This window comes from Lentzea sp. NPDC003310 (assembly GCF_040610935.1).
In the GTDB taxonomy this organism is placed as follows: Bacteria; Actinomycetota; Actinomycetes; order Mycobacteriales; family Pseudonocardiaceae; genus Lentzea.
Genome location: NZ_JBEXNC010000009.1, coordinates 255,832 through 277,334 on the forward strand (window position 1 = coordinate 255,832; position 21,503 = coordinate 277,334).

General features: G+C 70.2%; 22 protein-coding genes. 12 read left to right on the forward strand and 10 right to left on the reverse strand.

The window, feature by feature from the left end:
• Positions 1 to 86 precede the first annotated feature (86 nt).
• The gene (locus ABZX02_RS20425) at positions 87 to 1,124 is read left to right on the forward strand and encodes an RDD family protein (protein ID WP_355300146.1); all 1,038 of its coding nucleotides are present in this window, start codon (positions 87 to 89) and stop codon (positions 1,122 to 1,124) included.
• A 115-nt stretch (positions 1,125 to 1,239) separates the two neighbouring features.
• Positions 1,240 to 2,385, forward strand: a complete 1,146-nt coding sequence (locus tag ABZX02_RS20430; RefSeq protein ID WP_355300147.1) for a cystathionine gamma-synthase — start codon at positions 1,240 to 1,242, stop codon at positions 2,383 to 2,385.
• Between the two features lie 54 nt (positions 2,386 to 2,439).
• On the opposite strand, the gene ABZX02_RS20435 is transcribed toward ABZX02_RS20430, so the two are convergent.
• Together ABZX02_RS20435 and hppD are read right to left on the reverse strand one after the other, a co-directional pair.
• Positions 2,440 to 2,682: a hypothetical protein gene (locus ABZX02_RS20435; RefSeq protein ID WP_189158166.1), complete on the reverse strand. Its 243-nt coding sequence runs from the start codon at positions 2,680 to 2,682 to the stop codon at positions 2,440 to 2,442.
• A gap of 66 nt (positions 2,683 to 2,748) precedes the next feature.
• Positions 2,749 to 3,930, reverse strand: a complete 1,182-nt coding sequence (hppD, locus tag ABZX02_RS20440) for a 4-hydroxyphenylpyruvate dioxygenase (protein WP_355300148.1) — start codon at positions 3,928 to 3,930, stop codon at positions 2,749 to 2,751.
• 74 nt (positions 3,931 to 4,004) lie between these two features.
• Between hppD and ABZX02_RS20445 the strand changes: the two genes are divergently transcribed.
• On the forward strand, positions 4,005 to 4,514 hold the full coding sequence (locus ABZX02_RS20445; RefSeq protein ID WP_355300149.1) for an Lrp/AsnC ligand binding domain-containing protein: 510 nt from the start codon (positions 4,005 to 4,007) through the stop codon (positions 4,512 to 4,514).
• A gap of 28 nt (positions 4,515 to 4,542) precedes the next feature.
• On the opposite strand, the gene greA is transcribed toward ABZX02_RS20445, so the two are convergent.
• Together greA and ABZX02_RS20455 are read right to left on the reverse strand one after the other, a co-directional pair.
• Positions 4,543 to 5,037, reverse strand: coding sequence for a transcription elongation factor GreA (gene greA / locus ABZX02_RS20450; RefSeq protein WP_355300150.1), 495 nt, complete (start codon positions 5,035 to 5,037; stop codon positions 4,543 to 4,545).
• A gap of 186 nt (positions 5,038 to 5,223) precedes the next feature.
• Entirely contained in the window at positions 5,224 to 5,646 is a 423-nt protein-coding gene (locus ABZX02_RS20455; protein WP_355300151.1) for a DUF4307 domain-containing protein, read from the reverse strand.
• Positions 5,647 to 5,742: 96 nt separating this feature from the next.
• Here ABZX02_RS20455 and mca point away from each other — a divergent pair, with 96 nt between their 5' ends.
• Together mca and ABZX02_RS20465 are read left to right on the forward strand one after the other, a co-directional pair.
• A complete protein-coding gene (gene mca / locus ABZX02_RS20460; protein WP_355300152.1) occupies positions 5,743 to 6,612 on the forward strand; it encodes a mycothiol conjugate amidase Mca in 870 nt (289 codons plus the stop codon).
• Between the two features lie 2 nt (positions 6,613 to 6,614).
• The gene (locus ABZX02_RS20465) at positions 6,615 to 6,881 is read left to right on the forward strand and encodes a hypothetical protein (RefSeq protein ID WP_355300153.1); all 267 of its coding nucleotides are present in this window, start codon (positions 6,615 to 6,617) and stop codon (positions 6,879 to 6,881) included.
• Between the two features lie 119 nt (positions 6,882 to 7,000).
• Here the strand turns inward: ABZX02_RS20465 and ABZX02_RS20470 are convergent, their stop codons facing one another.
• Genes ABZX02_RS20470 through ABZX02_RS20485 form a run of 4 tightly spaced genes read right to left on the reverse strand, consistent with a single transcriptional unit; the run spans position 7,001 to position 12,172 of the window.
• Positions 7,001 to 7,759: a nucleotidyltransferase domain-containing protein gene (locus ABZX02_RS20470; RefSeq protein WP_355300154.1), complete on the reverse strand. Its 759-nt coding sequence runs from the start codon at positions 7,757 to 7,759 to the stop codon at positions 7,001 to 7,003.
• Positions 7,756 to 8,370, reverse strand: coding sequence for a nucleotidyltransferase domain-containing protein (locus ABZX02_RS20475; protein WP_355300155.1), 615 nt, complete (start codon positions 8,368 to 8,370; stop codon positions 7,756 to 7,758). Before ABZX02_RS20475 ends, ABZX02_RS20470 begins: the two co-directional genes overlap by 4 nt.
• Complete coding sequence (locus tag ABZX02_RS20480; protein WP_355300156.1) at positions 8,367 to 10,835, reverse strand: polynucleotide kinase-phosphatase; 2,469 nt, start codon at positions 10,833 to 10,835, stop codon at positions 8,367 to 8,369. Before ABZX02_RS20480 ends, ABZX02_RS20475 begins: the two co-directional genes overlap by 4 nt.
• A complete protein-coding gene (locus tag ABZX02_RS20485; RefSeq protein ID WP_355300157.1) occupies positions 10,835 to 12,172 on the reverse strand; it encodes a 3' terminal RNA ribose 2'-O-methyltransferase Hen1 in 1,338 nt (445 codons plus the stop codon). Before ABZX02_RS20485 ends, ABZX02_RS20480 begins: the two co-directional genes overlap by 1 nt.
• Before the next feature lie 55 nt (positions 12,173 to 12,227).
• Here ABZX02_RS20485 and ABZX02_RS20490 point away from each other — a divergent pair, with 55 nt between their 5' ends.
• The 3 genes from ABZX02_RS20490 (at position 12,228) to ABZX02_RS20500 (ending at position 15,421) form a co-directional block, all read left to right on the forward strand.
• Positions 12,228 to 14,201: a thioredoxin domain-containing protein gene (locus ABZX02_RS20490; protein WP_355300158.1), complete on the forward strand. Its 1,974-nt coding sequence runs from the start codon at positions 12,228 to 12,230 to the stop codon at positions 14,199 to 14,201.
• Between the two features lie 56 nt (positions 14,202 to 14,257).
• Positions 14,258 to 14,812: a hypothetical protein gene (locus tag ABZX02_RS20495; protein WP_355300159.1), complete on the forward strand. Its 555-nt coding sequence runs from the start codon at positions 14,258 to 14,260 to the stop codon at positions 14,810 to 14,812.
• Between the two features lie 78 nt (positions 14,813 to 14,890).
• Positions 14,891 to 15,421, forward strand: coding sequence for a hypothetical protein (locus ABZX02_RS20500; RefSeq protein WP_355300160.1), 531 nt, complete (start codon positions 14,891 to 14,893; stop codon positions 15,419 to 15,421).
• Between the two features lie 291 nt (positions 15,422 to 15,712).
• Here the strand turns inward: ABZX02_RS20500 and ABZX02_RS20505 are convergent, their stop codons facing one another.
• A complete protein-coding gene (locus ABZX02_RS20505; protein WP_355300161.1) occupies positions 15,713 to 16,612 on the reverse strand; it encodes a DMT family transporter in 900 nt (299 codons plus the stop codon).
• A 47-nt stretch (positions 16,613 to 16,659) separates the two neighbouring features.
• On the opposite strand from ABZX02_RS20505, the gene ABZX02_RS20510 reads away from it, so the two are divergent.
• Positions 16,660 to 18,012 carry a PLP-dependent aminotransferase family protein gene (locus tag ABZX02_RS20510; protein WP_355300162.1) on the forward strand — a complete coding sequence of 451 codons (1,353 nt, stop codon included), beginning with the start codon at positions 16,660 to 16,662 and terminating at the stop codon, positions 18,010 to 18,012.
• Here ABZX02_RS20510 and ABZX02_RS20515 read toward each other — a convergent pair.
• Positions 18,009 to 18,140, reverse strand: coding sequence for a hypothetical protein (locus ABZX02_RS20515; protein ID WP_355300163.1), 132 nt, complete (start codon positions 18,138 to 18,140; stop codon positions 18,009 to 18,011). The two genes, ABZX02_RS20510 and ABZX02_RS20515, sit on opposite strands and share 4 nt — an antisense overlap.
• A gap of 91 nt (positions 18,141 to 18,231) precedes the next feature.
• Here ABZX02_RS20515 and ABZX02_RS20520 point away from each other — a divergent pair, with 91 nt between their 5' ends.
• From ABZX02_RS20520 to ABZX02_RS20530, 3 genes are all read left to right on the forward strand, one after another.
• Positions 18,232 to 19,761, forward strand: a complete 1,530-nt coding sequence (locus ABZX02_RS20520) for an ATP-dependent DNA ligase (protein WP_355300164.1) — start codon at positions 18,232 to 18,234, stop codon at positions 19,759 to 19,761.
• Positions 19,762 to 20,338: 577 nt separating this feature from the next.
• Positions 20,339 to 21,118, forward strand: coding sequence for a GNAT family N-acetyltransferase (locus ABZX02_RS20525; protein WP_355300165.1), 780 nt, complete (start codon positions 20,339 to 20,341; stop codon positions 21,116 to 21,118).
• A complete protein-coding gene (locus tag ABZX02_RS20530; protein WP_355300166.1) occupies positions 21,115 to 21,474 on the forward strand; it encodes a DUF6210 family protein in 360 nt (119 codons plus the stop codon). The genes ABZX02_RS20525 and ABZX02_RS20530 overlap by 4 nt, the downstream gene beginning before the upstream one ends.
• Positions 21,475 to 21,503: the final 29 nt, after the last annotated feature.

Sequence of the window (21,503 nt, forward strand, 5' to 3'; positions counted from 1 at the left end):
AGAACGGGGTGCGTCCGATAGCGTGACGCCCCAGATCATCACCTGTCTTACTCGAACACGGCCCAGCCAAGGGGGTTGGATACCGGATGAACGCTCCGCAGCCGCCAGGAAATCCGTTCGGCGGTCAGCCGCAGGAGCCCAACGCGGACGCAACGCAGATCGTCCCGGGGGGTGGCCAGCCGTCCGCGGCGAACCCGAACCCTGACGCGACGCAGGTCGTCTCGCCTGGTCAGGCTCCTGCCGCACCGCAGCAGAACGCGGACGCCACCCAGGTCGTCAGCCCCGGCCAGGTGCCTCCCGGCTCGGGTGGCTTCCCTGCGCAGGGACCCGGCTCCGGCGGGTTCCCCGCCCAGCAGCCGCCGGCGTACGGCGCTCCGCAGGCCCAGCCCTACAGCGCCCCGCAGGCCCAGCCGTACGGCCAGCCGGCCGCGCAGCAGCCCTACGGCCAGCCGCAGCAGCAGCCGTACGGTCAGCCGCAGTCGAACCCGTACGGCCAGCCCGCCGCGGCCGGCTACGGCCAGCCCGGCGCGTACGGCGCGCCCGGCTACGGCATGGCGCCCGTGCCCCCGACCGGGTACGCCGAGTGGGGCTCGCGCTTCGTCGGCTACCTGATCGACGTCGCGGCCCCGTCCGTCGTCACGGTGATCCTGTACTACGTGATCATCGGCATCGCGATCGGCTCGGACGCCCCCGGCCTGACGCTGCTGGTCATCCCGGTCCTGCTGGCCAACTTCGGCTTCATCATCTGGAACACGGTGATCAAGCAGGGCCAGACGGGCCAGTCGATCGGCAAGAAGGTCGCCAAGATCAAGCTGGTCGGCGAGGAGACCATGCAGCCGCTCGGCGGCGGTACGACGTTCGTGCGCCAGCTGTGCCACGTCGTCGACGCCCTGCCGTGCTACGCGGGCTTCTTCGCGCCGCTGTGGGAGCCCAAGAAGCAGACCTGGGCCGACAAGATCATGAAGTCCGTCGTGATCAACGCTCCGGAGACCGCGTCGCCGTACGGCGGCACCGGCGGCTACCCGCAGCAGCCGAGCACCGGCGGTTACCCGCAGCAGCCGCAGCAGGGTGGCTACGGCCAGCCTCCGCAGCAGGGCTACGGCGGTCAGCAGCAGGGCTGGTAAGCCTTTCCGGCTCGTGGAACAGCCCCCGGTCCCCGTGACCGGGGGCTGTTCCGTTTCCCGGTTCAAGGCGTGGACTCGTGCGGTTGGCAGCCGGATGGGTGAGTACCCTGCGGACATGAGCACGCCATACGGCTTCGCCACCAGGGCGATTCACGCCGGTCAGGACCCGGACCCCACCACGGGTGCGGTGAACGTCCCCATCTACGCGACGTCGACCTACGCCCAGGACGGCGTCGGCGGCCTGCGTGAGGGCTTCGAGTACTCGCGCACCGGCAACCCGACCCGCCGCGCGCTGGAGACGTGCCTCGCGTCGCTCGAACGCGGTCGCCACGGCCGTGCGTTCTCGTCCGGCATGGGTGCCACCGACGCCGCGCTGCGCACGTTCCTCAAGCCCGGCGACCACATCGTCATCCCGAACGACGCGTACGGCGGCACGTTCCGGCTGATCGACAAGGTCTTCTCGCAGTGGGGCGTCACGCACTCGCCCGCCCCCGTGTCGGACGTGGACGCCATCCGCGCGGCCATCCGGCCCGAGACCAAGCTCGTGTGGATCGAGACGCCCACGAACCCGTTGCTGAACATCGGTGACATCGCGGCGATCGCCTCGGTGGCGCACGAGTCCGGTGCCAAGCTGGTCGTGGACAACACCTTCGCCTCGCCCGCGCTGCAGACCCCGCTGGAGCTGGGCGCGGACGTCGTGCTGCACTCGACCACCAAGTACGTCGGCGGGCACTCCGACGTCGTGGGCGGTGCGCTGATCACGTCCGACGAGGAGATCGACGCCGCGTTCGGGTTCCTGCAGAACGGTGCCGGCGCGGTCCCCGGACCGTTCGACGCGTACCTGACGCTGCGCGGCATCAAGACGCTCGAGCTGCGCATGGAGAAGCACTCGGACAACGCCGAACTGGTCGCCGAGGCCCTCGTCCGGCACCCGCGCGTGAAGAAGGTCATCTACCCCGGTCTCGAGTCGCACCCCGGCCACGCCGTCGCGGCCAAGCAGATGCGGCGCTTCGGCGGCATGATCTCGTTCCTCGTCGAGGGCGGCGAGCAGGCCGCGCTGGACGTCTGCGCGCGGACCAAGCTGTTCACGCTGGCCGAGTCGCTCGGCGGCGTCGAGTCGCTGATCGAGCACCCCGGCAAGATGACGCACGCCTCGACCGCGGGGTCGATGCTGGAGGTGCCGGCCGACCTGGTGCGCGTCTCCGTGGGCATCGAGTCCGGCGACGACCTGGTGGCGGACCTGCTCGAAGCACTCGGGTAGACACCACGCACGCGAAAGGCCCCCTCACGCTGGTGAGGGGGCCTTCTGCGTCTGTCACGGCTTCTTGGAGCCGAACCTGTCCACGTTCTCGGCTTCCGCCGTCGGCGCCGCCGGGAGGTCGGCGCCGTTCACGCAGCCTCCGACGAACTGGATCGTCTCGCCGGTGCGGACGAAGCGGCCGGCCTCGTCACAACCCGCGTGCGCCACGGTCAGGAAAGCGGCGCCGGTCAGTGCCGCAGCCGTGGTCACGGCTCCGACCAGCGGAATCACCGCGGCCACGCGTCGCGCGAATGCCATGCCACCTCCACCCGATGTGAGTCCCCCGTAAGGCAGCCTACCGGGGGAACGGGCGCAGCGGTGTCGCTACAGGTTGCCCCGTCGCTCCTGCTCGCGCTCGATCGCCTCGAAGAGGGCCTTGAAGTTGCCCTTGCCGAAGCCCAGCGAGCCGTGGCGCTCGATCATCTCGTAGAAGACGGTCGGGCGGTCGCCGATCGGCTTGGTGAAGATCTGCAGCAGGTAGCCGTCCTCGTCGCGGTCGACCAGGATGCGGTGCTCCTTGAGGACCTCGATCGGGACGCGGACCTCGCCGATGCGGGCACGCAGCTCCGGGTCGTCGTAGTAGGAGTCCGGGGTCTCCAGGAACTCGACGCCAGCGTCGCGCATCGCCGTGACGGTGGCGATGATGTCGTTCGTCGCCAGCGCGATGTGCTGGACGCCCGCGCCCTCGTAGAACTCGAGGTACTCGTCGATCTGCGACTTCTTCTTCGCGATCGCCGGCTCGTTCAGCGGGAACTTGACGCGGTGGTTGCCGTTCGAGACGACCTTCGACATCAGCGCCGAGTAGTCCGTGGCGATGTCGTCGCCGATGAACTCCGCCATGTTCACGAAGCCCATGACGCGGTTGTACCACTCGACCCAGTAGTCCATCTTGCCGAGCTCGACGTTGCCGACGCAGTGGTCGACGGCCTGGAACAGGCGCTTCGGGGCACCCTCCGGGCGCTTGACGGTCGAGCTCTTGGCGACGTAGCCGGGCAGGTAGACGCCGTTGTACTTGGTGCGGTCGACGAGCGTGTGGCGGGTCTCGCCGTACGTCGCGATCGCGGCGAGCCGGACCGTGCCGTGCTCGTCCGACACGTCGTGCGGCTCTTCGAGGACGGTGGCGCCCTGCTTGCGCGCGTGCTCCACGCACTGGTCGACGTCACCGACCTCCAGCGCGAGGTCCACGACGCCGTCGCCGTGGCGGCGGTGGTGGTCGAGGAGGTCCGAGGTGGGGCTCACGCCGCCGTGGATCACGAAGCGGGCCGAGCCCGACTTCAGCACGAACGACTTGTGGGAGCGCTGGCCGGTCTCGGGGCCCGCGTAGGCCACGAGCTCCATGCCGAACGCCACCTGGTAGAGCCACGCGGTCTGCGTGGCGTTGCCCGCGACGAACACAACGGCGTCCATGGCGCGCACGGGGAAGGGGTCCTTGGTCGCGTCGTAGTCGACCAACCCCACGAGCTGCCGGAGCTGGTCGTAGCTCACGTCGTCAAGCTGCTGAGTCATGTCCATCAGCATGATTCGACCCAACAGGGTGAGCAATAGTCAGCGATTTATCAGGGCAATTTGTATAGTGATCTATGCCCAACGACCAACAGAGTGAGCACTCTGACCAGACCGTGGACGAACTGGACGCGAAGCTGCTCCTGCTCTTGACGGACGAGCCCCGTCTGGGCGTCCTCGAATGCTCCCGGCGGCTGGGCGTCGCCCGCGGCACGGTGCAGGCGCGTCTGGATCGATTGACCGACAAGGGCGTGCTCACCGGGTTCCCGCCCGCGCTCGACCTCGGCGCCATGGGGTACGGGCTGACGGCGTTCGCGACGGTCGAGATCGCGCAGGGGCGACGGGCCGAGGTGTGCGACGGGCTCGCGGCGATCCCCGAGGTGTGCGAGGTGCACGCGACGACCGGTCAGGGGGACCTCTTCGTGCGGATGGTCGCGCGGTCGAACGCCGACCTGCAGCGCGTGGTCGACCACGTCGTGGACGTGCCGCACGTGAGAAGGCTCTCGACGTCGATCGCGCTGTCCACGCCCGTGCCCCCACGCGTGCGGCCGCTCCTGGAACGCGTGAAGGGCCGGCCACCGAAGTGACCGGCCCTTCGCACGTCGTGTGGCGCGGTTACGCCGAGTACGGAACGGCGGAGATCAGCGTGACCTTCTGCAGCTTGCCGTTGGGCAGCTCGTACTCGACGGTCTCGCCGTCCTTCGCCCCGTTCAGGGCCTTGCCGAGCGGCGAAAGCGGGGAGTAGACCTCCATCTCGCCGTGCGCGCCCTCTTCGCGGGTGGCGAGCAGGAACGTCTCCGCCTCGTCGTCGCCCTCGTAGCGGATCGTGAGCACCGTGCCCGGTGCCGCGACACCCTTGGTGGTGGGAGCCTCGCCGACCTTCGCGGCCTGGAGCAGCTCGTGCAGCTGGCGGATGCGCGCCTCCTGCTTGCCCTGCTCCTCGCGAGCCGCGTGGTAGCCGCCGTTCTCGCGGAGGTCGCCCTCTTCGCGACGAGCGTTGATCTCGGCAGCCATGACCGGGCGGTACGCGATCAGTTCGTCCAGCTCAGCCTTGAGCCGGTCGTAGGCCTCCTGGGTCAGCCAGGTCACCTGGGTGTCGCTCACGGTCACCAACTCCTCGTCTTGCTCCGGCGCACGCGTGTGCACCAGATAGTTCCCGGGCCGTGGCCCGGAACGGAAAAACACGGCCCGCGCCGGGGCCGTGCTTGAGCTGCAATAGTAACACGGAGACAACGTTCAGCGACGGCGATTTGTTCCCGAATCTCGCCGTTAAACCGCAGATCACCCGCTTGGCCGCTAGCTCGTGGACAAGTAGGCGGGAACCTGGTAGGAGCACCCGAACACCTCGCCGGTGACCGGCGGCTTCGAGGTGCGAAGAACTGTTGTCTCGACGACGACGTCATTTCCCGGCGGCACCAGAACTTCACGCCGGCCTGCTTCGTCCCCGTCCTTGGACCGGGCCCGAATGATGCAGACGGCGGCGCGCTCTGGTTGATCGCGGGAAACCTCGAAACTGACCTTCACCTGGTCGTCGCCGAGGAGGATGAACGCGGTCTGCTTCGCCTCGATCGGTTTTGTGCCGAGATTTCGGTAACCGACGAAGGCGATCAGGGCCCCCACGGCCACGGCTACAGCGAGTAATGCCCACCGCGCCCACGTGGCCAGCGGCTTGCGGCTCTGCCTGCTGTAGCGACCCTCCGGGAGCGCGCGCTGTGCCACTTGTCCGCGCCCTCCTCCGGCTCTGGGGAACAATGGTGACCGACGTTCAGTTGATGAGTGTCGCAGGACCGTTCACACAGGAGGACCACGGGGGTCATGGCCGACAAGCTGCGCCTTATGGCAGTGCACGCACATCCCGACGACGAGTCGAGCAAGGGCGCGGCCTCGATGGCTCGCTACATCGCGGAAGGGCACGACGTGATGGTCGTGACCTGCACCGACGGTGGTGCGGGCAGCATCCTCAACCCGGCGATGGACAAGCCGGACGTGCTCGAGAACATCGTCGAGGTCCGCCGCCAGGAGATGGCCAACGCGGCCAAGATCCTCGGCATCCAGCACCGCTGGCTGGGCTTCAAGGACTCGGGCCTGCCCGAGGGCGACCCGCTCCCGCCGCTGCCCGAGGGGTGCTTCGCCCTCGTGCCACTGGAGGAGTCGGTGCCGTCCCTGGTCGAGGCCATCCGCGACTTCCGCCCGCACGTCGTCGTGACCTACGACGAGAACGGCGGCTACCCGCACCCGGACCACATCCGCACGCACGAGATCTCGATGGCGGCCCTCGACGCCGCCGCCGACGCCTCCTACAAGCCGGAGCTCGGCGAAGCCTGGGAAACCCAGAAGGTCTACTACGGCCACGGCTTCTCGCGCGCCAAGATCGTCGCGTTCCACGAGGCGATGGAAGCCCGCGGCCTGGAGTCGCCGTACGGCGAGTGGCTCGCGAACTGGAGCACCGACCGCCCGGACGTGATGCAGCGCGTCACCACCCAGGTCGAGTGCGCGGAGTACTTCGACGTCCGCGACGAGGCGCTCAAGGCGCACGCCACCCAGATCGACCCGACCAGCCGCTGGTTCGGGATCCCGATGGAACTGCAGCGGGAGATCTGGCCGACCGAGGAGTACGAGCTGGTCCGCTCGCAGGTCGACTCGACGCTGCCGGAAACCGACCTGTTCGCCGGAGTTAAGGTCTAGGGGTGCTCTCCCCAGACTTCTCCCTTGGCTCCACGGTGGCGCTGGTCGCCGTGCAGCCGTCGAACACGAACGACAACGACAAGGGCGGCCAGGGCGAGGACTTCGGCAAGTCCTCCCCGGTCGGCCTCGTCCTGCTGATCGTGTTCTTCATCGCGGTGTTCTTCCTCGTCAAGTCGATGAACAAGCACATCAAGGGCTTGCCGGCGTCGTTCGACGAGCCTGCCTCGGAAGCTCCCAAGGAAGCGTCGGACGCGCCCAAGAAGGACTAGGGCGGGCATCGGCACGGTCGGACGACCCGCGCACAACACCGGTGCGCGGCCTACCCGGCCGCGCCACCAGGAACCACCTCAGGCGCGACTCTCATCGAAGCCAGACCTCGACACCAGCCCTAGTCCAGCCTGAGGTTCACGACGAACTCGTGGACCTCCTCGAAGGCGGGCGCCTCCAGCGGCAGGTCGCTGGTCTCCCGCGCCTGCCGCAACTCCTCGTGCCAGTGCGCGACGTCCGCCTCCAGCCGTTCGGGGGCGGGCCGGTCCTGCACCCCGGCGAGCGCGCGGTGCTCGCCGAGCACCTTCGCCTCGATCAGCCCCGGCAGGTAGCCGGGGCCGTCGAGCTTCTCCAGCAGCGACGGCAGGTGCGCGTTCACCTCGCCGGTGCGCATCAGGTGCACCCCGGTCAGCAGCGCGCGGAACGTGTAGAGCAGCGGCTTGATCTCGCCGGTCTTCTCGAACAGCCGCCACTGGGTCGTGGCGAACCCGCGGTAGTGGTGCCCGTGCCGTGACGTCAGGCACCCGGCAGCGAGGGCGGCCAGCTTCCGGTGCCCTTCGGTGGTGTGCACGACCAGCGGCGAGAGCAGTTGCTCCAGCACGTAGCCGTTCGGGCGCGTGAGCAGCCGGCAGAACTTCTGCACGTCGTGCGTGACGAGGTCGATCTCGACGCCGTCGCGCACCCACATCCGTTCCTTGGTCTCCGGCCCGTGCCGCAGGCCGATCACCTCGGCGAGCGGCAGCACGTGCACGCCGCGCAGGTCCACGTCCGAGTCCCGCGACGGGAAGCCGTACAGGTGTGCGCCGGACACGGTCGCGAACAGCAGGTCGTGCGACTGCTCGGCGACGACGGCGCTCAGGTCGGGTACCTCGTAGCTCACAACATCCTCCTGCGCACCGACACCAACCAGTCCTCCACCCGCGCCCGATCCGGTTCCTCGGGCAGCGGCCCCTCGGCCGAAGCGATCTCGTCACCCAACCGGTGCGCCCACGCCACCGCCTCGTCCCACGGCATCTCCGATGTGCGGATCTTCAGCAGCGAACGGTCCGCCGCGATGTCGTAGACGCCGGTGCGGAGCAGGTTCAGGCCCACCAGCCTCAACCTCACCACGTGCATGAGCTGTTTGGGCTTGAGGTTGCGGCCCGCGCGCGACAGCTGCATCTCCGTCGCGCGCGTGAACGACCGCACCGCGTACCGGGAGAGGAACGCGGGCAGGAGGTCCCGCAGTTCCTCTCCGAGCGGCGTGCTGACCTCGACCAACGGGCTCACCAGCGTTTCGAGCACCGTCGGGTTCGACTTCAGGCCGAGCCTGCAAAAGTGCTCGACCTCCCAGCTGAGCTGTTCGGGGTCCGGGCCCTCGACCGAGGTCGGGGGCTTGTCGAACCGCCAGAACGCTTCCGTGGGCGCGACGAACACCCCGCGTCTGTCCACATCGGACTCCGCGCTCGCCAGGCCGTAGGCGTGCGAGCCGATCACCGCTTCGAGGATCACAGTCGTGGGTCCACCGGCTCCGACTCGAGCGCGAGCACGCCGAAGACGCACTCGTGCACCCGCCACAGGGGTTCGCCGCGCACGAGCCGCTCCAGGGCCTCGATGCCCAGGGCGTACTCGCGCAGGGCGAGTCCGCGCTTGCGTCCGAGCGAACGCTTGCGCAGCCGCGAGAGGTTCTCGGGCGAGGTGTAGTCCGGGCCGTAGATGATCCGCAGGTACTCGCGCCCGCGCACCTTCACGCCCGGCTGGTAGCGGCCGCCGGCGTTCTGCACCGGCTTCACGACCATGCCCTCACCTACGTCCGCGGTCAGCTCCTCCCACCACTTCACGCCCGCGGCCACCTGCTCCGGGTCGTTGACGTCGACCACGAGGTGCCGGGTCCGCTGGAACAACGGGCCTTCGAGCTTCGCCAGCGTCTCCAGGTGCCACAGGTGCGAGCGGTCGTGGAACGTCCGGCCCTCGGCCGCGAGCAGCTGGAACGGTGCGATCCGCACGCCCTCCAGTCCGTCGGTCGGCCAGCAGTACCGCTCGTACGCGGCGTTGTAGGCCTCCGCGTTCGAGGCGCGCTGAGCAGTCCGCGCCAGCAGGTCCCCGACGTCGACACCCCGTGCCGCGGCCGTCGTCAAAGCGTCGACCGCGACCGGCAGCGCGCCGTTCGCCGCCGCTCCGACCGCCGCGTACTGCTCGCGGATCAGGCCGGAGGCCTTGGCGTTCCACGGCATGAGCTCGGCGTCGATCAGCAGCCAGTCCGTGGCGAGCTCGTCGAACAGCCCGGCACAGGCCTTGCGCGCCTGGTCGAGCAGTTCGGTGCCGAGCGCGCCGTCGAAGAACGCACGGCCGGTGCGCGTGTAGATCGCGCCACCTTCCTTGCGCACCAACAACACCGCGCGGGAGCCCATGTGCTTCTCCTCGCAGACCACCTGCTCGACGCGGGCGGACCGGTACTCGGCGAAGGCCTCCTCCGGGTGCTCCAGCACGTCGTCGCGCTGTGAGGTCGCCACCGGCGCCATCGTCGGCGGCAGGTACAGCAGGTCGTGCGGGTCGATCGCGAACCGGCTCATCACCTCCAGCGCCGACGCGGACTGCTCCGCGCGCACCGTCACCGGGCCGATCAGCGACGTGTCGATCCGGCGCAGGCCGGTGACGTCGGTGAGCGCCAGCACGTCCGGCGCGCGTTCGACGGCCTTGGGCGGGAACGGGGCGTCGTTCTCGTACCAGGTCTGGTGCGCCTTGACGGAGACGAGCTCCTTCTCGGGGTAGCGCAACGCGGTCAGCTTGCCGCCGAACACCACACCTGTCTCCAGGCACATGGTGTTGTTGATCCACTCGGCCTCGGGCGTGAGGACGTGCCCGTACAGCACCATCGCCGCGCCGCGGTAGTCGTTCGCCCACGGCAGGCGCACCGGCAGTCCGTGCGCGTCGGTCTCGCCGGTCGTGTCGCCGTACAGGGCGAAGCTGCGGACCTTCGCGGACGCGCGGCCGTGGTAGCGCTCGGGCAGACCGGCGTGCGCGACGACGAGCTTTCCGCCGTCCAGCACGTAGTGCGCGACGAGGCCGTCGCAGAACTTCGTCGCGGCGAGGCGGAACTCCTCCGGCTCGTGCGCGAACTGCTCCAGCGACTTCTCCAGGCCGTGGCGGACCGTCACCTTGTGGCCGCGCATCGCGCGGACGAACTTCTCCTCGTGGTTTCCGCGCACGCTCAGGGCGTGACCGTTCGCCACCATGCCCATGACGAGCCGCAGCACGCCGGGGGAGTCCGGGCCGCGGTCGACCAGGTCGCCGACGAACACCGCCTTGCGGTCGCCCGGCGGCACCGCGTCGACCGCGCGGCCCTCGTCGTCCCTGACCAGCGAGTACCCGAGCTCGCCGAGCAGCTCCTCCAGCTCCGCGCGACAGCCGTGCACGTCACCGAAGACGTCGAACGGGCCAGTCTCGTGCCTGAGATCGTTGAGCAGCCGCTCGTACACGATCGTCGCGCTGTCCACATCGGACTCGGAGCGCAGCACGTGGACGCGCTTGAAGCCCTCCTTGCCGAGGAACTTGAGCGACCGCCGCAGTGCCGCCCGGTGCCGCTTGACGACGTGCGCGCCGAAGTCGCGGTCGGGCCGCTGCGCGTTGCGGGCCAGGCACACCTCGGTCGGGGTGTCGAGCACGATCGCGACCGGCAGCACGTTCGCCCTCTTGGCGACCTCGACCAGCTGGGCGCGGTCCTGTGGCTGCACGTTGGTCGCGTCGACCACGGTGACGCGGCCGGCCTCCAGCCGCTTGCGGGCGACGAAGTGCAGCACCTCGAACGCCGCCGCGGACGCCGACTGGTCGTTCTCGTCGTCGGCCACGAGCCCGCGGAAGTAGTCGCTCGACAGCACCTGCGTGGGCAGGAAGTGCTTGCGCGCGAACGTCGACTTGCCCGAACCCGAGGCGCCGACCAGCACGACCAGGCACAGGTCGGGGATCTTCAGTTCCATCAGTTCTCGTCCTTCAGGCTGAACACGGCCATCTGGGTCGGTGCGCCGCGATCGGCGTCCTCCGGCCCGATCGGCAGGTACCGCACGGTGTAGCCGCGGCGTTCCGCGACTCCGTCCGCCCACGAGCGGAATTCTGCGCGAGTCCACTCGAAACGGTGGTCGGAATGGCGGAACTGGCCTTCCGGCAACGTCTCGAACAGCGCGTTGTACTCGACGTTCGGCGTGGTGACCAGCACCGTCGCCGGTCGGGCCACGGTGAACACCGAGTGCTCCAGCGCGGGCAGCCGGGACGGGTCGACGTGCTCGACGACCTCCATCAGCACGGCCGCGTCGTAGCCCGCCAGCGCGGTGTCCGCGTACGTCAAAGCCGACTGCCGCAACGTGATCCGCTCGCGCTGCCGTTCGCCCATGCGGTCCAGGTGCAGCTTGCGCGCGGCCTCCTGCAACGCCTTCGCGGACACGTCGACGCCGTGGATCTCGGTGAACTCGGGCTCGTTGATCAGGGCACGCAGCAGTGCGCCGCCACCGCAGCCGAGGTCGAGCACGCGCTTGGCCCGTGCCTCCTTGAGCGCCGCGATCACGGCCTCCTTGCGCTGCACGGCAAGGGAGATCTTCGGCTCGGCCAGCGCGTTGTCGAGCTCCTCGGGCTCGACCTCGTCGACGTCGGCGAGTCGTTCGAGGGCGGAGGTGATCAGCGGACGCTTGCGGGCCAGGTACCGGGTGGTGATCAGCTCCTTGTCCGGGTGCTCGGCGAGCCAGCCGTCACCGGCTTTGAGCAGCTTGTCCACCTCGTCGGCCGCGACCCAGTAGTGCTTGCCGCCGTCGAGCACGGGCAGCAGCACGTGGAGGTGCCGGAGCGCGTCGCTGAGCCGGACGGTGCCGGTCAGCGTCACGTCGCCGAAGCGCGAGTCGCCGTGCGCGGTGATCTCGACCTGCCAGCCCAGCGGCGTGAACAGGCGTTCCGCGAGCCGGTGCGGCAGCGCGGGGATGCGGACGATCAGCGGGATCGGCGTCTGGGCGAGCTCGGGGTAGCTCTCGCTGCGGCCGTTCATGGCCGTGCGGAACACGCTGCCGAGCGCGACCGTGAGCAACGACCCGGCCGCGTACGGCCTGTCGTTGACGTACTGGGTGAGCGTGCTGCCGGGACCTCGGACGAGCGCGATGGGGTCGACCTCCAGCAGGAGGGCGACCGTGCATTCCTCGTTCGTCGCCTTCGGGTAGAAGACGTGCGCGACTCCCGAGCTCGTCGTGAACGACTGGGCCCGGTCGGGATGCTTGTGCAGCAGGTGGCCGAGGTCGGTCGCCGGCTGGTGCGTCGTGGTCATGGTGAGCAACACCTGGCCGAGTCTGATCGAGGTTCGCCGTTTTCGCTGCTCATTTACTGTTGTTGGCATGGCGAACCGACTTGCGGACGCGACCAGCCCCTACCTCCTGCAGCACGCGGACAACCCGGTCGACTGGTGGCCCTGGTCCGAGGAGGCGTTCGCGGAGGCCCGACGGCGCAACGTGCCGGTCCTGCTGTCCGTCGGTTATGCCGCCTGCCACTGGTGTCACGTGATGGCGCACGAGTCGTTTGAGGACGCGGAAGTCGCCGCGTTCGTGAACGAGCACTTCGTGGCGGTGAAGGTGGACCGCGAGGAACGTCCGGACGTCGACGCCGTGTACATGGAGGTCACGCAGGCCATGACCGGCCAGGGCGGGTGGCCGATGACGGTGTTCCTGACGCCGGACGCGCGGCCGTTCCACGCGGGCACCTACTACCCGCCGTCGCCGCGACCGGGCATGCCGTCGTTCTCGCAGCTCGTGCAGGCCGTGTCGGCGACGTGGACCGCGCAGCCGGACGAGGTCCTGGCGTCGGCTTCCGCCGTGGTGGAGGAGATCTCGCGGCACGCCGCCCCGCTGCCACCGTCCGCTGTGGACGCCGACGTGCTCGCCGGCGCCGTCGTGTCGCTGCTGGGGGAGTTCGACCGGCGCAACGGCGGATTCGGTGGCGCGCCGAAGTTCCCGCCGTCGATGGTGCTGGAGTTCCTGCTGCGCCACCACGAGCGCACCGGGTCGGTGGAGGCGATCTCGATGGCGACCTCGACCGCCGACGCGATGGCCAACGGTGGCCTCTACGACCAGCTCGGCGGCGGGTTCGCGCGGTACAGCGTCGACGCGTCGTGGGTGGTGCCCCACTTCGAGAAGATGTTGTACGACAACGCTCTGCTGCTCCGCTTCTACACACACCTCGCGCGCGTGACGGGTGGGGACCGCTACCGGCGCGTCGCGCGGGACACGGCTGCTTTCCTGCTGAGGGACCTGCGGACGGCCGAAGGCGGGTTCGCGGCGTCGCTGGACGCCGACACCGACGGGGTCGAGGGCCTGACGTACGTGTGGTCGTACGAGGAGCTGGGGTCGGCGGCCGCGGCGTTCGGCGTGACCGCCGAGCCGAACTTCGAGGACGGCAGGTCGACGCTGCGGTTCGTGTCCGAGCCGGGAGAGGAGGTGCGGGCCGCTCTGCTGGCCGCGCGTGCGTCTCGGCCGCAACCGGGGCGGGACGACAAGGTGGTCGCGGCCTGGAACGGCCTGGCCGTGGCGGCATTGGCCGAGGCCGGGGCGTTCTTCGACGAGCCGTCGTGGATCGCGGCAGCCTCGGACGCCGCGTCGTTGCTGGCCTCGGTGCACGTCGTGGAGGGCAGGCTGCTGCGGACCTCGCGTGACGGAGCGGCAGGACCGTCGTTCGGCGTGCTGGAGGACTACGGCTGCGTCGCGGACGGCCTGCTGGCGTTGCACCAGGTGACGGGGTCCATCCGGTGGCTCGACCTGGCGTGCGGCCTGTTGGACACCGCTCTCTCTCGTTTCGCCGTGCCCGACTCTCCAGGTGCTTACTACGACACGGCCGATGACGCCGAGGTGCTGGTGCGCCGTCCCGCCGACTCGACGGACAACGCGTCGCCTTCGGGTGCGTCTTCGCTGGCCTCAGCCCTGCTGACGGCCTCTTTGCTCGCCGGTGCCGATCGTTCTTCGAAGTACTACGAGGCTGCCGCGGCGGCCGTGGTCCGCGCCGGTTTGCTGGTCGCGCGGGCACCCCGGTTCGCCGGCCACTGGCTCACTGCGGCCGAGGCACTGGTGGCAGGCCCGTTGCAGGTGGCCGTAGTGGGTGCCGACGACTCGCGCCGTGCGTCGCTGTGGGCGGCGGCGGTGGCTCATGTACCCGGAGGCGGCGTCGTCGTGGCAGGAGAACCTTCCTCTGTGCCGTTGCTGGAAGACCGCCCGTTGGTCGACGAAGGCCCCGCGGCATACGTGTGCCGTGGCTACGTGTGCGACCGACCTGTGGTTTCGGCGGAAGCCCTGGTCACTTCGCTGACGGCGAACGCCTCCTAGCTGATTGCAGGCGTAACGTCAGTAATGACGTAATCATGTAATCAGGGGTGGTTGTGATGGGACGAGGATGGCGAGGACGAGGCGGGTGGCAGCAGGCTGACCTGCCGTCGGCCGACGACGCGGCGGCGTGGTTCGCGGGCAGGCTCCCGGACGGCTGGTTCACCGGCCCGGCCGAGGTGGTCGTCGACCGCGAGGAGATCACGGTCGTCGGCACGCTCCCCGACCTGGAGGGCGAGTTCGACGAGGCGGGCCGCACCGCGGCGGAGTCGGGACGCATCGCGCGCTGGCGCGAGGAGACCCGCGACGAACGCATCGAGATCGCGCGCCAGGCAGAGCACCGCTACGGCCGCAAGGTCGCGTGGGGAGCAGCGCTGGGCGGCACCCGCGAACTGTTCACGCACCTGGCCGTGCCGGTCATGACGCGCCTGCGCCAGCCGGAACGCCAGGTGCTCGACACCCTCGTGGCCGCCGGCGTGGCCCGCTCACGAGCCGATGCACTGGCATGGTCCGTGCGCTTGGTCGGCGAACACGCCGACACGTGGCTGGACGAACTCCGTTCCGCCATGTCGCGTGTGGACGATCTGCGCTCGCAGGGACCTGACCTCACCTAGGCTGCACCGCGTGGATGCCGACTTGCCCCAGGGCCGTTCGCAGACCGCGACGGCCCTGGCGCCGTTGAGGGGTCGATCGTGAGCTTTTCCGCCTCCGCAAGGAAAGCCCTGGACACCTCACTGCCCCTCGGGCTTCGCCACACCGCCCTCCGGCACTGCGTGTGGATGTACTGCCCGATCGGCTACCACGCGACGCACAGCTTCATCCAGGCGACGGTGGGCGACTTCACGCGCGACCCGTCCCTGCTGCCTGCGGCGCTGGAGATGCTGACCGCGAGCTACAACGCCTGGCAGACCGAACTCCGCGCGTACGGCCTGATGCGCAGCCATGCGAAGCGCTTGGGTCAGCGGGCACCACACCCGTCCGCACTCAACCCGAACCGCCGCTTGCGCTGGTACGGCGCACCGCGCGAGGCCGCGCTTCACGCCGTGTGGTTCTGGTACTCGCAGGGCGCCTCTGCTGACGTGGACGTGCAGGCGCTTGCCGTTGCTCTGCTGGAGCGGGGGCGGTTCACGGAGGAGCAGCGGGAGATCTTCGAGCGCGTCCGTGCCGAGCCGGGTGTGTCTTGGAGGGTCGTGCAGCAGATGGAGGTGGTGGTCGGCGCTTGAGGAGGTGCCAGCTTGCCGCGCGTTTCGTTCGCTCGTCCGCCGCGTCTCCCCGGCGACCCGTCTCTCGGCTGCGCCTCCCGTCTACCCATTCCACGCGCCCGCTGCCCATCGTGTGCGTCGAGCCCGCCACCTGCTGCGCAAGCCCGCCACCTGCTCCGAGCCGCCACCTGCTGTGCAAGCCCGCCACCTGCTCCGAGCCGCCACCTGCTGCGCGAGCCCGCCACCTGCTCCGCGAACCCCACTATCCACCCCGCTGACCTCGCCGTTCCCAGTTCGCCAGCCCGGAAGCCGTTACGGCGCAACAGCTTCCGCAGGAGTGTCAGACCCGCGCGCTATTGTTGAATTTGGGGGTACCCGGCCCGCCTCGTGTGTGTGGTTGCGCCCCCTCAGGCCGATGAAGCATCCGAGCGCAACGGTGGTCACGCCCACCACGGACACGAGGGTGAGTTCCTGCGCGCCGAGCAGCACGGAGGTTGCCAGACCGGACACCGGCATCAGGCCGATGAGCACCCCAGCGCGGTCCGAGCCCAGCCTGTTCACGGCGAAGTACCAGAGACCGAAGGCCAGCGCGGTCACCACGACCGCCAACAGCGCCAGCGAGAGACCCTGCCGGACGGTCGGCACCTGCCAGCCGCCCACGAACGTGCCGATCACCGCGCCGATCACCGTGGCGAAGATGCACGTCCAGGTCGCCACGCCGAGCACACCAAGGCGCCGTACGACTCCCACGGCGAACAAGGTGAAACAGACTTCGCCGGCCATCGTCACCAAAGCCAGCACAAGGCCGGGGCCGTGCCACGAGCCGCCGCCGGACAACAGCACGATGCCCGCCGCCACTACTACGGCGCCCACCACGGCGGATGTGGTTCGTTGGCGTGAGAGCAGGGCGAGAAGGATGGGCGAGCCGCCCATGACCGCGGCGACGAAGCCCGGTTCCGCGTACTGCTGGGCCGCGATGAGCACGGCGTTGAAGCCGAGCATGCCGGTGACGACCACGCCCAGCAGCGGTGGGACGTCGCGCCATGACGGCATCGGCAGGCGGCGTGCCACCAGCAGCAACACCGCCGCGCCGAGCGCGTAGCGCATGGCCTGGCCGGTCAGGACCGGGTAACCCTCCAGCATGCCTGTGACCGGTACGGACGCGCCGACGATCGATGCCGCTGTCGCTCCTGCGGCCACCCCGAGTTTCATGTCGTGAAGCCTTGCGCCGAACTGGTCCAGGTTTAAGCTCCACTTCGATGGCCACGAACTGGACCACTTTCCGCGAGCTGCTGTTGCCCGGGCACCAGCGGCGGCGTGGCGTGGAGGCTGAACTCCGGCGTGCGATCCGGGACGGGCGGTTGCCGCCGGGGACGCGGCTGCCGTCGAGCCGGGACCTGGCCGCGCAGCTCGACGTGGCTCGCGGGACCGTGACGTCGGCCTACACGCAGCTCGTGGCGGAGGGGTACCTCACCTCGCGGCGTGGGTCGGGCACGACGGTCGCGAGCCTCGGGCCGGCCGGTGCGTGCGGGGTGCCGGAGCCGCCGCAGCGGTGGCGGTACAACCTGCGGTCGGGCCTGCCCGCCCTGGGGGCGTTCCCGCGTGCCGAGTGGGTCGCGGCTCACCGGGCGGCGCTCGCCGAGCTGCCCGACGACGATCTCGCGTACCCCGACCCGGCCGGGTTCGTGGGGCTGCGCAAGGAGATCGTCGACTACCTGGCCCGCGTGCGGGCGGTGGTGGCGAAGGACGCGGTGATCACCAACGGCGCCGCGGACGGCCTGCAGCTCACCGCCCGGATGCTGAACGGCAGCATCGCGATCGAGGAGCCCAGCCACTTCGGCGGCGAGAACATGTTGCGGTCGCACGGGCTCGACACCGTTCCGGTTCCCGTTGACGACAAGGGAATTCGGGTCGATCTTCTGTCCAAAACGGACTGCAAGGCGGTTCTTGTCACTGCGGCGCACCAGTTCCCGCTCGGCGTGGTGCTCGATCCGGAACGGCGGCGGGCGCTCGTCGACTGGGCGCGCGAGCGGGACGCGTTGATCATCGAGGACGACTACGACGCCGAGCACCGCTACGACCGGCCGGCGCTGGGGGCGTTGCAGGCGCTCGCGCCCGAACACGTGGTCTACCAGGGCACGACGAGCAAAGTGCTGGCGCCGGCGCTCAGGCTCGGCTGGCTCGTGGTGCCGGAACGGCTGCGCGAAGGAATCGTGCAACGCAAGCAGTACAACGACATGGGCACCGGCACGATTCCTCAGGCCGCGTTCGCGCACTTGTTGCGCACTGGTGGCTACGACCGGCATCTGCGCCGTACGCGCGCGCTCTACCGGAAGAGGCGTGACGCGCTGTTGGACGCCGTTGCGGAGCATCTGCCCGCATGGCAGCCCATCGGCGTTGCGGCTGGTCTGCACGTGGTGCTGCGCATGCCTGACGGGACGGACGACCTCGCGTTGAAGAGCAGGCTTGCGGAGCGAGGGGTGAACGTCTGGGCGTTGGCGCAGTACACGCGCACGCCCATGTGGCCTGGCCTCGTGCTTGGTTACGCGTCGCTCACCCCTGACCGCCTGCGCGAGGCGGTCAGGGAGATCGCGGACCTCGCCGTGGCTTAGAGGATGTGTTCGCGCTTGGCGCTCGCGTCGGCGCCGAGGATGTGCTCGCGATCGGTCGTGACGGGACCACCGGCGGTGGTGGCGGCGACGGCCGCGACGAGCAGGGCGGCAGCGATGAAGGCGCGCATGGTTCGGTAAACCCCCAGGTAGAACGGTTGACCCGGTCAGCCTAGCCCGAGCCTCCAGAAATTGTCAGTGCTCGGGTGCACCATGAGACCTGTGCTTCTCTCCGAAGTGGTCGACACGTCAGCCGCGGTCGCGGCGACCCGGTCGCGCCTTGCCAAGGTCAAGGCGCTGTCGGCGTTGCTGCGCGCGGCGACGGCGGACGTGGTGGTCGCGGTGGTGTCCTTCCTCATAGGCACGCCGCGGCAGGGTCGCATCGGCACGGGCTGGCGCACGGTCATCGACCTGTCGGTGCCGCCCGCAGCCCGCGCCGAACTGACGATCGCCGAGGTCGACGGCGCGCTCGCCGAGGTGGCCGGCACGTCCGGCAAGGGCTCGGCGCAACGCCGGGTCGACCTGCTCACGGCGTTGTTCGCGCGGGCGACCGAGGCGGAGCAGGACTTCTTGCGCCGCCTGCTCACCGGCGAGCTCCGCCAGGGCGCGCTGGAGGGCGTGATGCTGGACGCGATCGCCTCGGCGGCCGACGTGCCGGGCGAGACGGTGCGGCGCGCGTTCATGCTGTCCGGCCGCTTACCGGAGACCGCCGTGGCCGCGCTGGACGGCGGCGCGCCAGTGCTGGAGGCGTTCCGCCTCGAGGTGGGCCGCCCGCTGCGCCCGATGCTGGCCTCACCGGCGGAGTCGCTCGACGAGGCGCTGACCGAGCTCGGCAGCTGCGTGGTGGAGCACAAGCTCGACGGCGCGCGCATCCAGGTGCACCGCTCCGGCGACGAGGTCCACGTCTACACGCGCACGCTGCGCGAGATCACCAAGACGGTGCCGGAGCTCGTCGAACTGGTGCGCGGCCTGCCGTGCACGTCGGTGGTGCTCGACGGCGAGACGCTGGCGCTGACGGACGAGGGCAGACCCCGCCCGTTCCAGGAGACGATGAGCCGCTTCGGCGCGCAGGACGAGCGCGACCTGCTGCTGCACCCGTACTTCTTCGACTGCCTGCACCTCGACGGCAAGGACCTCCTGGACGACCCGCTGCGAGACCGCCTGGCCGCACTCCGCCAGGTGGCGGGCGAGCACGTCATCCCAGGTGTGCTGGACCCGACGCCGGAGGAGGCCGCGGCAGTCGTGGCGGCGTCGCTGGCGGCAGGCCACGAAGGCGTGATGGTGAAGTCGCTGGCCTCGCCCTACGCCGCGGGCCGCCGGGGCAGCGCCTGGCAGAAGGTGAAGCCGGTCCACACGCTCGACCTGGTGGTGCTGGGCGTCGAGTGGGGCAGCGGCCGCCGCCGGGGCTGGCTGTCGAACCTGCACCTGGGCGCCCGCGACCCGGACGGCGGCCCGCCGGTGATGGTCGGCAAGACCTTCAAGGGCCTCACCGACGAGCTGCTGAAGTGGCAGACCAAGGCCCTGCAGGAGATCGCCACCGAGCAGAACGACTGGGTGGTCATGGTCCGCCCCGAGCTGGTGATCGAGATCGAGCTGGACGGCGTGCAGGTCTCGCCCCGCTACCCCGGCGGCGTGGCACTGCGGTTCGCGCGCGTTGTGAGGTACCGGCCGGACAAGGACCCGGCGGAGGCGACCACGATCGAGGAGGTGAGGGCACTCCTGCCCACGGCACAACCGAACCGCGAGGCCTGACGGGCCTGCGGCGGTGGCGCGGCTGGGTGAGTCGGCGCCGGGTCGGTGGTGCGGCCAGGGCGCTGATGTGGCTGAGGTGCCTCTGGGTGGCTCGGTGCCAGGGCGGCGGTGCGGCAGCCGGGGCCGGCTGGGCCTTCTGCGGAGGCGCGGCGGGCTCGAGGCCAACGCGGTGGCCTGGGCTGACCGGTGGGGGCTGCGCGGGGTCGGTGGGGCTGGGCCATTGGCGCCTGGGCCGGTGGGGCCAGGTCCGGTGGCGCGCTGGGCCGGTGGCGCGCTGGGCCGGTGGCGCGCTGGGCCGGTGGCGCGCTGGGCCGGTGGCTCGCTGGGCCGGTGGCTCGCTGGGCCGGTGGCGCGCTGGGCCGGTGGCGCGCTGGGCCGGTGGCTCGCTGGGCTAGTGGCGCTCGGTCTGATGGCGCACCGGCGGCTGCCTGGCGGCGTTTGGCCTGGCGACGTTTGGCTGGTGACGGTTGGCCAGTTGGCGGCTGCCTCGCGATACCTGGCCTGGTGGCGTGCGACTCCTCGGCGTGGCGCGAAATTCGCGTGCGCACCTCCGGCGCCCGCCAATACCGTCCGCCGGGTGCCCGATGCTGCCGCGCTGCTCAGCGCCTTCGACGCCCAGGCCCGCCCCGCCGAGTGGACGGTCCTGGACCCCGGTGCCGAGGTGCACCCCGACGGCCCGGTCTTCCGGGTGAGCTGGCCCCGTCGGCGCGGCTTCGTCGGCGGTCCGCCGGACCTGGGCGTCACCGGCCGGGAGTTGGACGCGCTCATCGCCCGGCAGCGCGACTTCTTCGCCGCGCGCGACCAGGGCTTCGAGTGGAAGACGTGGGGTCACGACACCCCCGCTGACCTGCCCGCACGCCTGGTCGCGGCGGGGCTCGAGTCGGAGGGGCGGGAGACCGTCCTCATCGGGCTCGCCGCCGAGATGACGGCCGAGGTCGAGGTGGACGGGGTGGTCGTCCGGGAGGTCGCGGACGAAGACGACGTGCGCCGGCTCGCCGCCACCGCCACCGAGGTGTTCGGGCGCGGGCACGAGTGGCTGGTCGACCGGCTCCTGGAGGCAAAGGACGACCCGAACGTGGTCGCGGTCGTCGCTGAGGCGGACGGGCGCGTCGTGTCTTCCTCGCGGATCGAGGTCGTGCCAGGCACGGAGTTCGCCGGGCTGTGGGGTGGCGGCACGCTCGCGGAGTGGCGTGGGAAGGGCATCTACCGGGCGCTGGTCGCGTACCGGGCACGGCTCGCGGTGGCTCGGGGCATCAAGTACCTGCAGGTCGACGCGTCCGAGGACAGCCGGCCCATCCTGGAGCGGCTGGGGTTCGTGGCGGTCACCACCACGACCGGGTACGCGTGGTCGCCGTGAGGAAGGTCTTCCTGGACCCTGACGGGACCCAGCAGGACTGGTTGTACGTGGTCGTGCGGGCGCGGACCGGGGTGCTGTACGAGCAGCAGCACGGCGGCACGGAGAACCGGCTCGACGCTGTCGAGGGCTTCCTGGTGCCGCTGCAGAGCGTGCCCGCCCTGGCTGAGCTGCGGGCGTTGTTCAAGCGCCGACGGCTCCAAGACCTGCGAGCAGTCGTGGCGAAGGCCCTGTACTGGACCGACGAGCCCGTGCCGTTGCGGCTCGACGAGAGTCGTGAAGCCGAGGTCGCGGAGGCCTGGGTGCCCGTGGTCACGCCCGACGGGTCCGGCGTGCTGATGTGGCACAACTCCGACTGAATGCCCTAGTGAGACGCTGCGGGTATCGT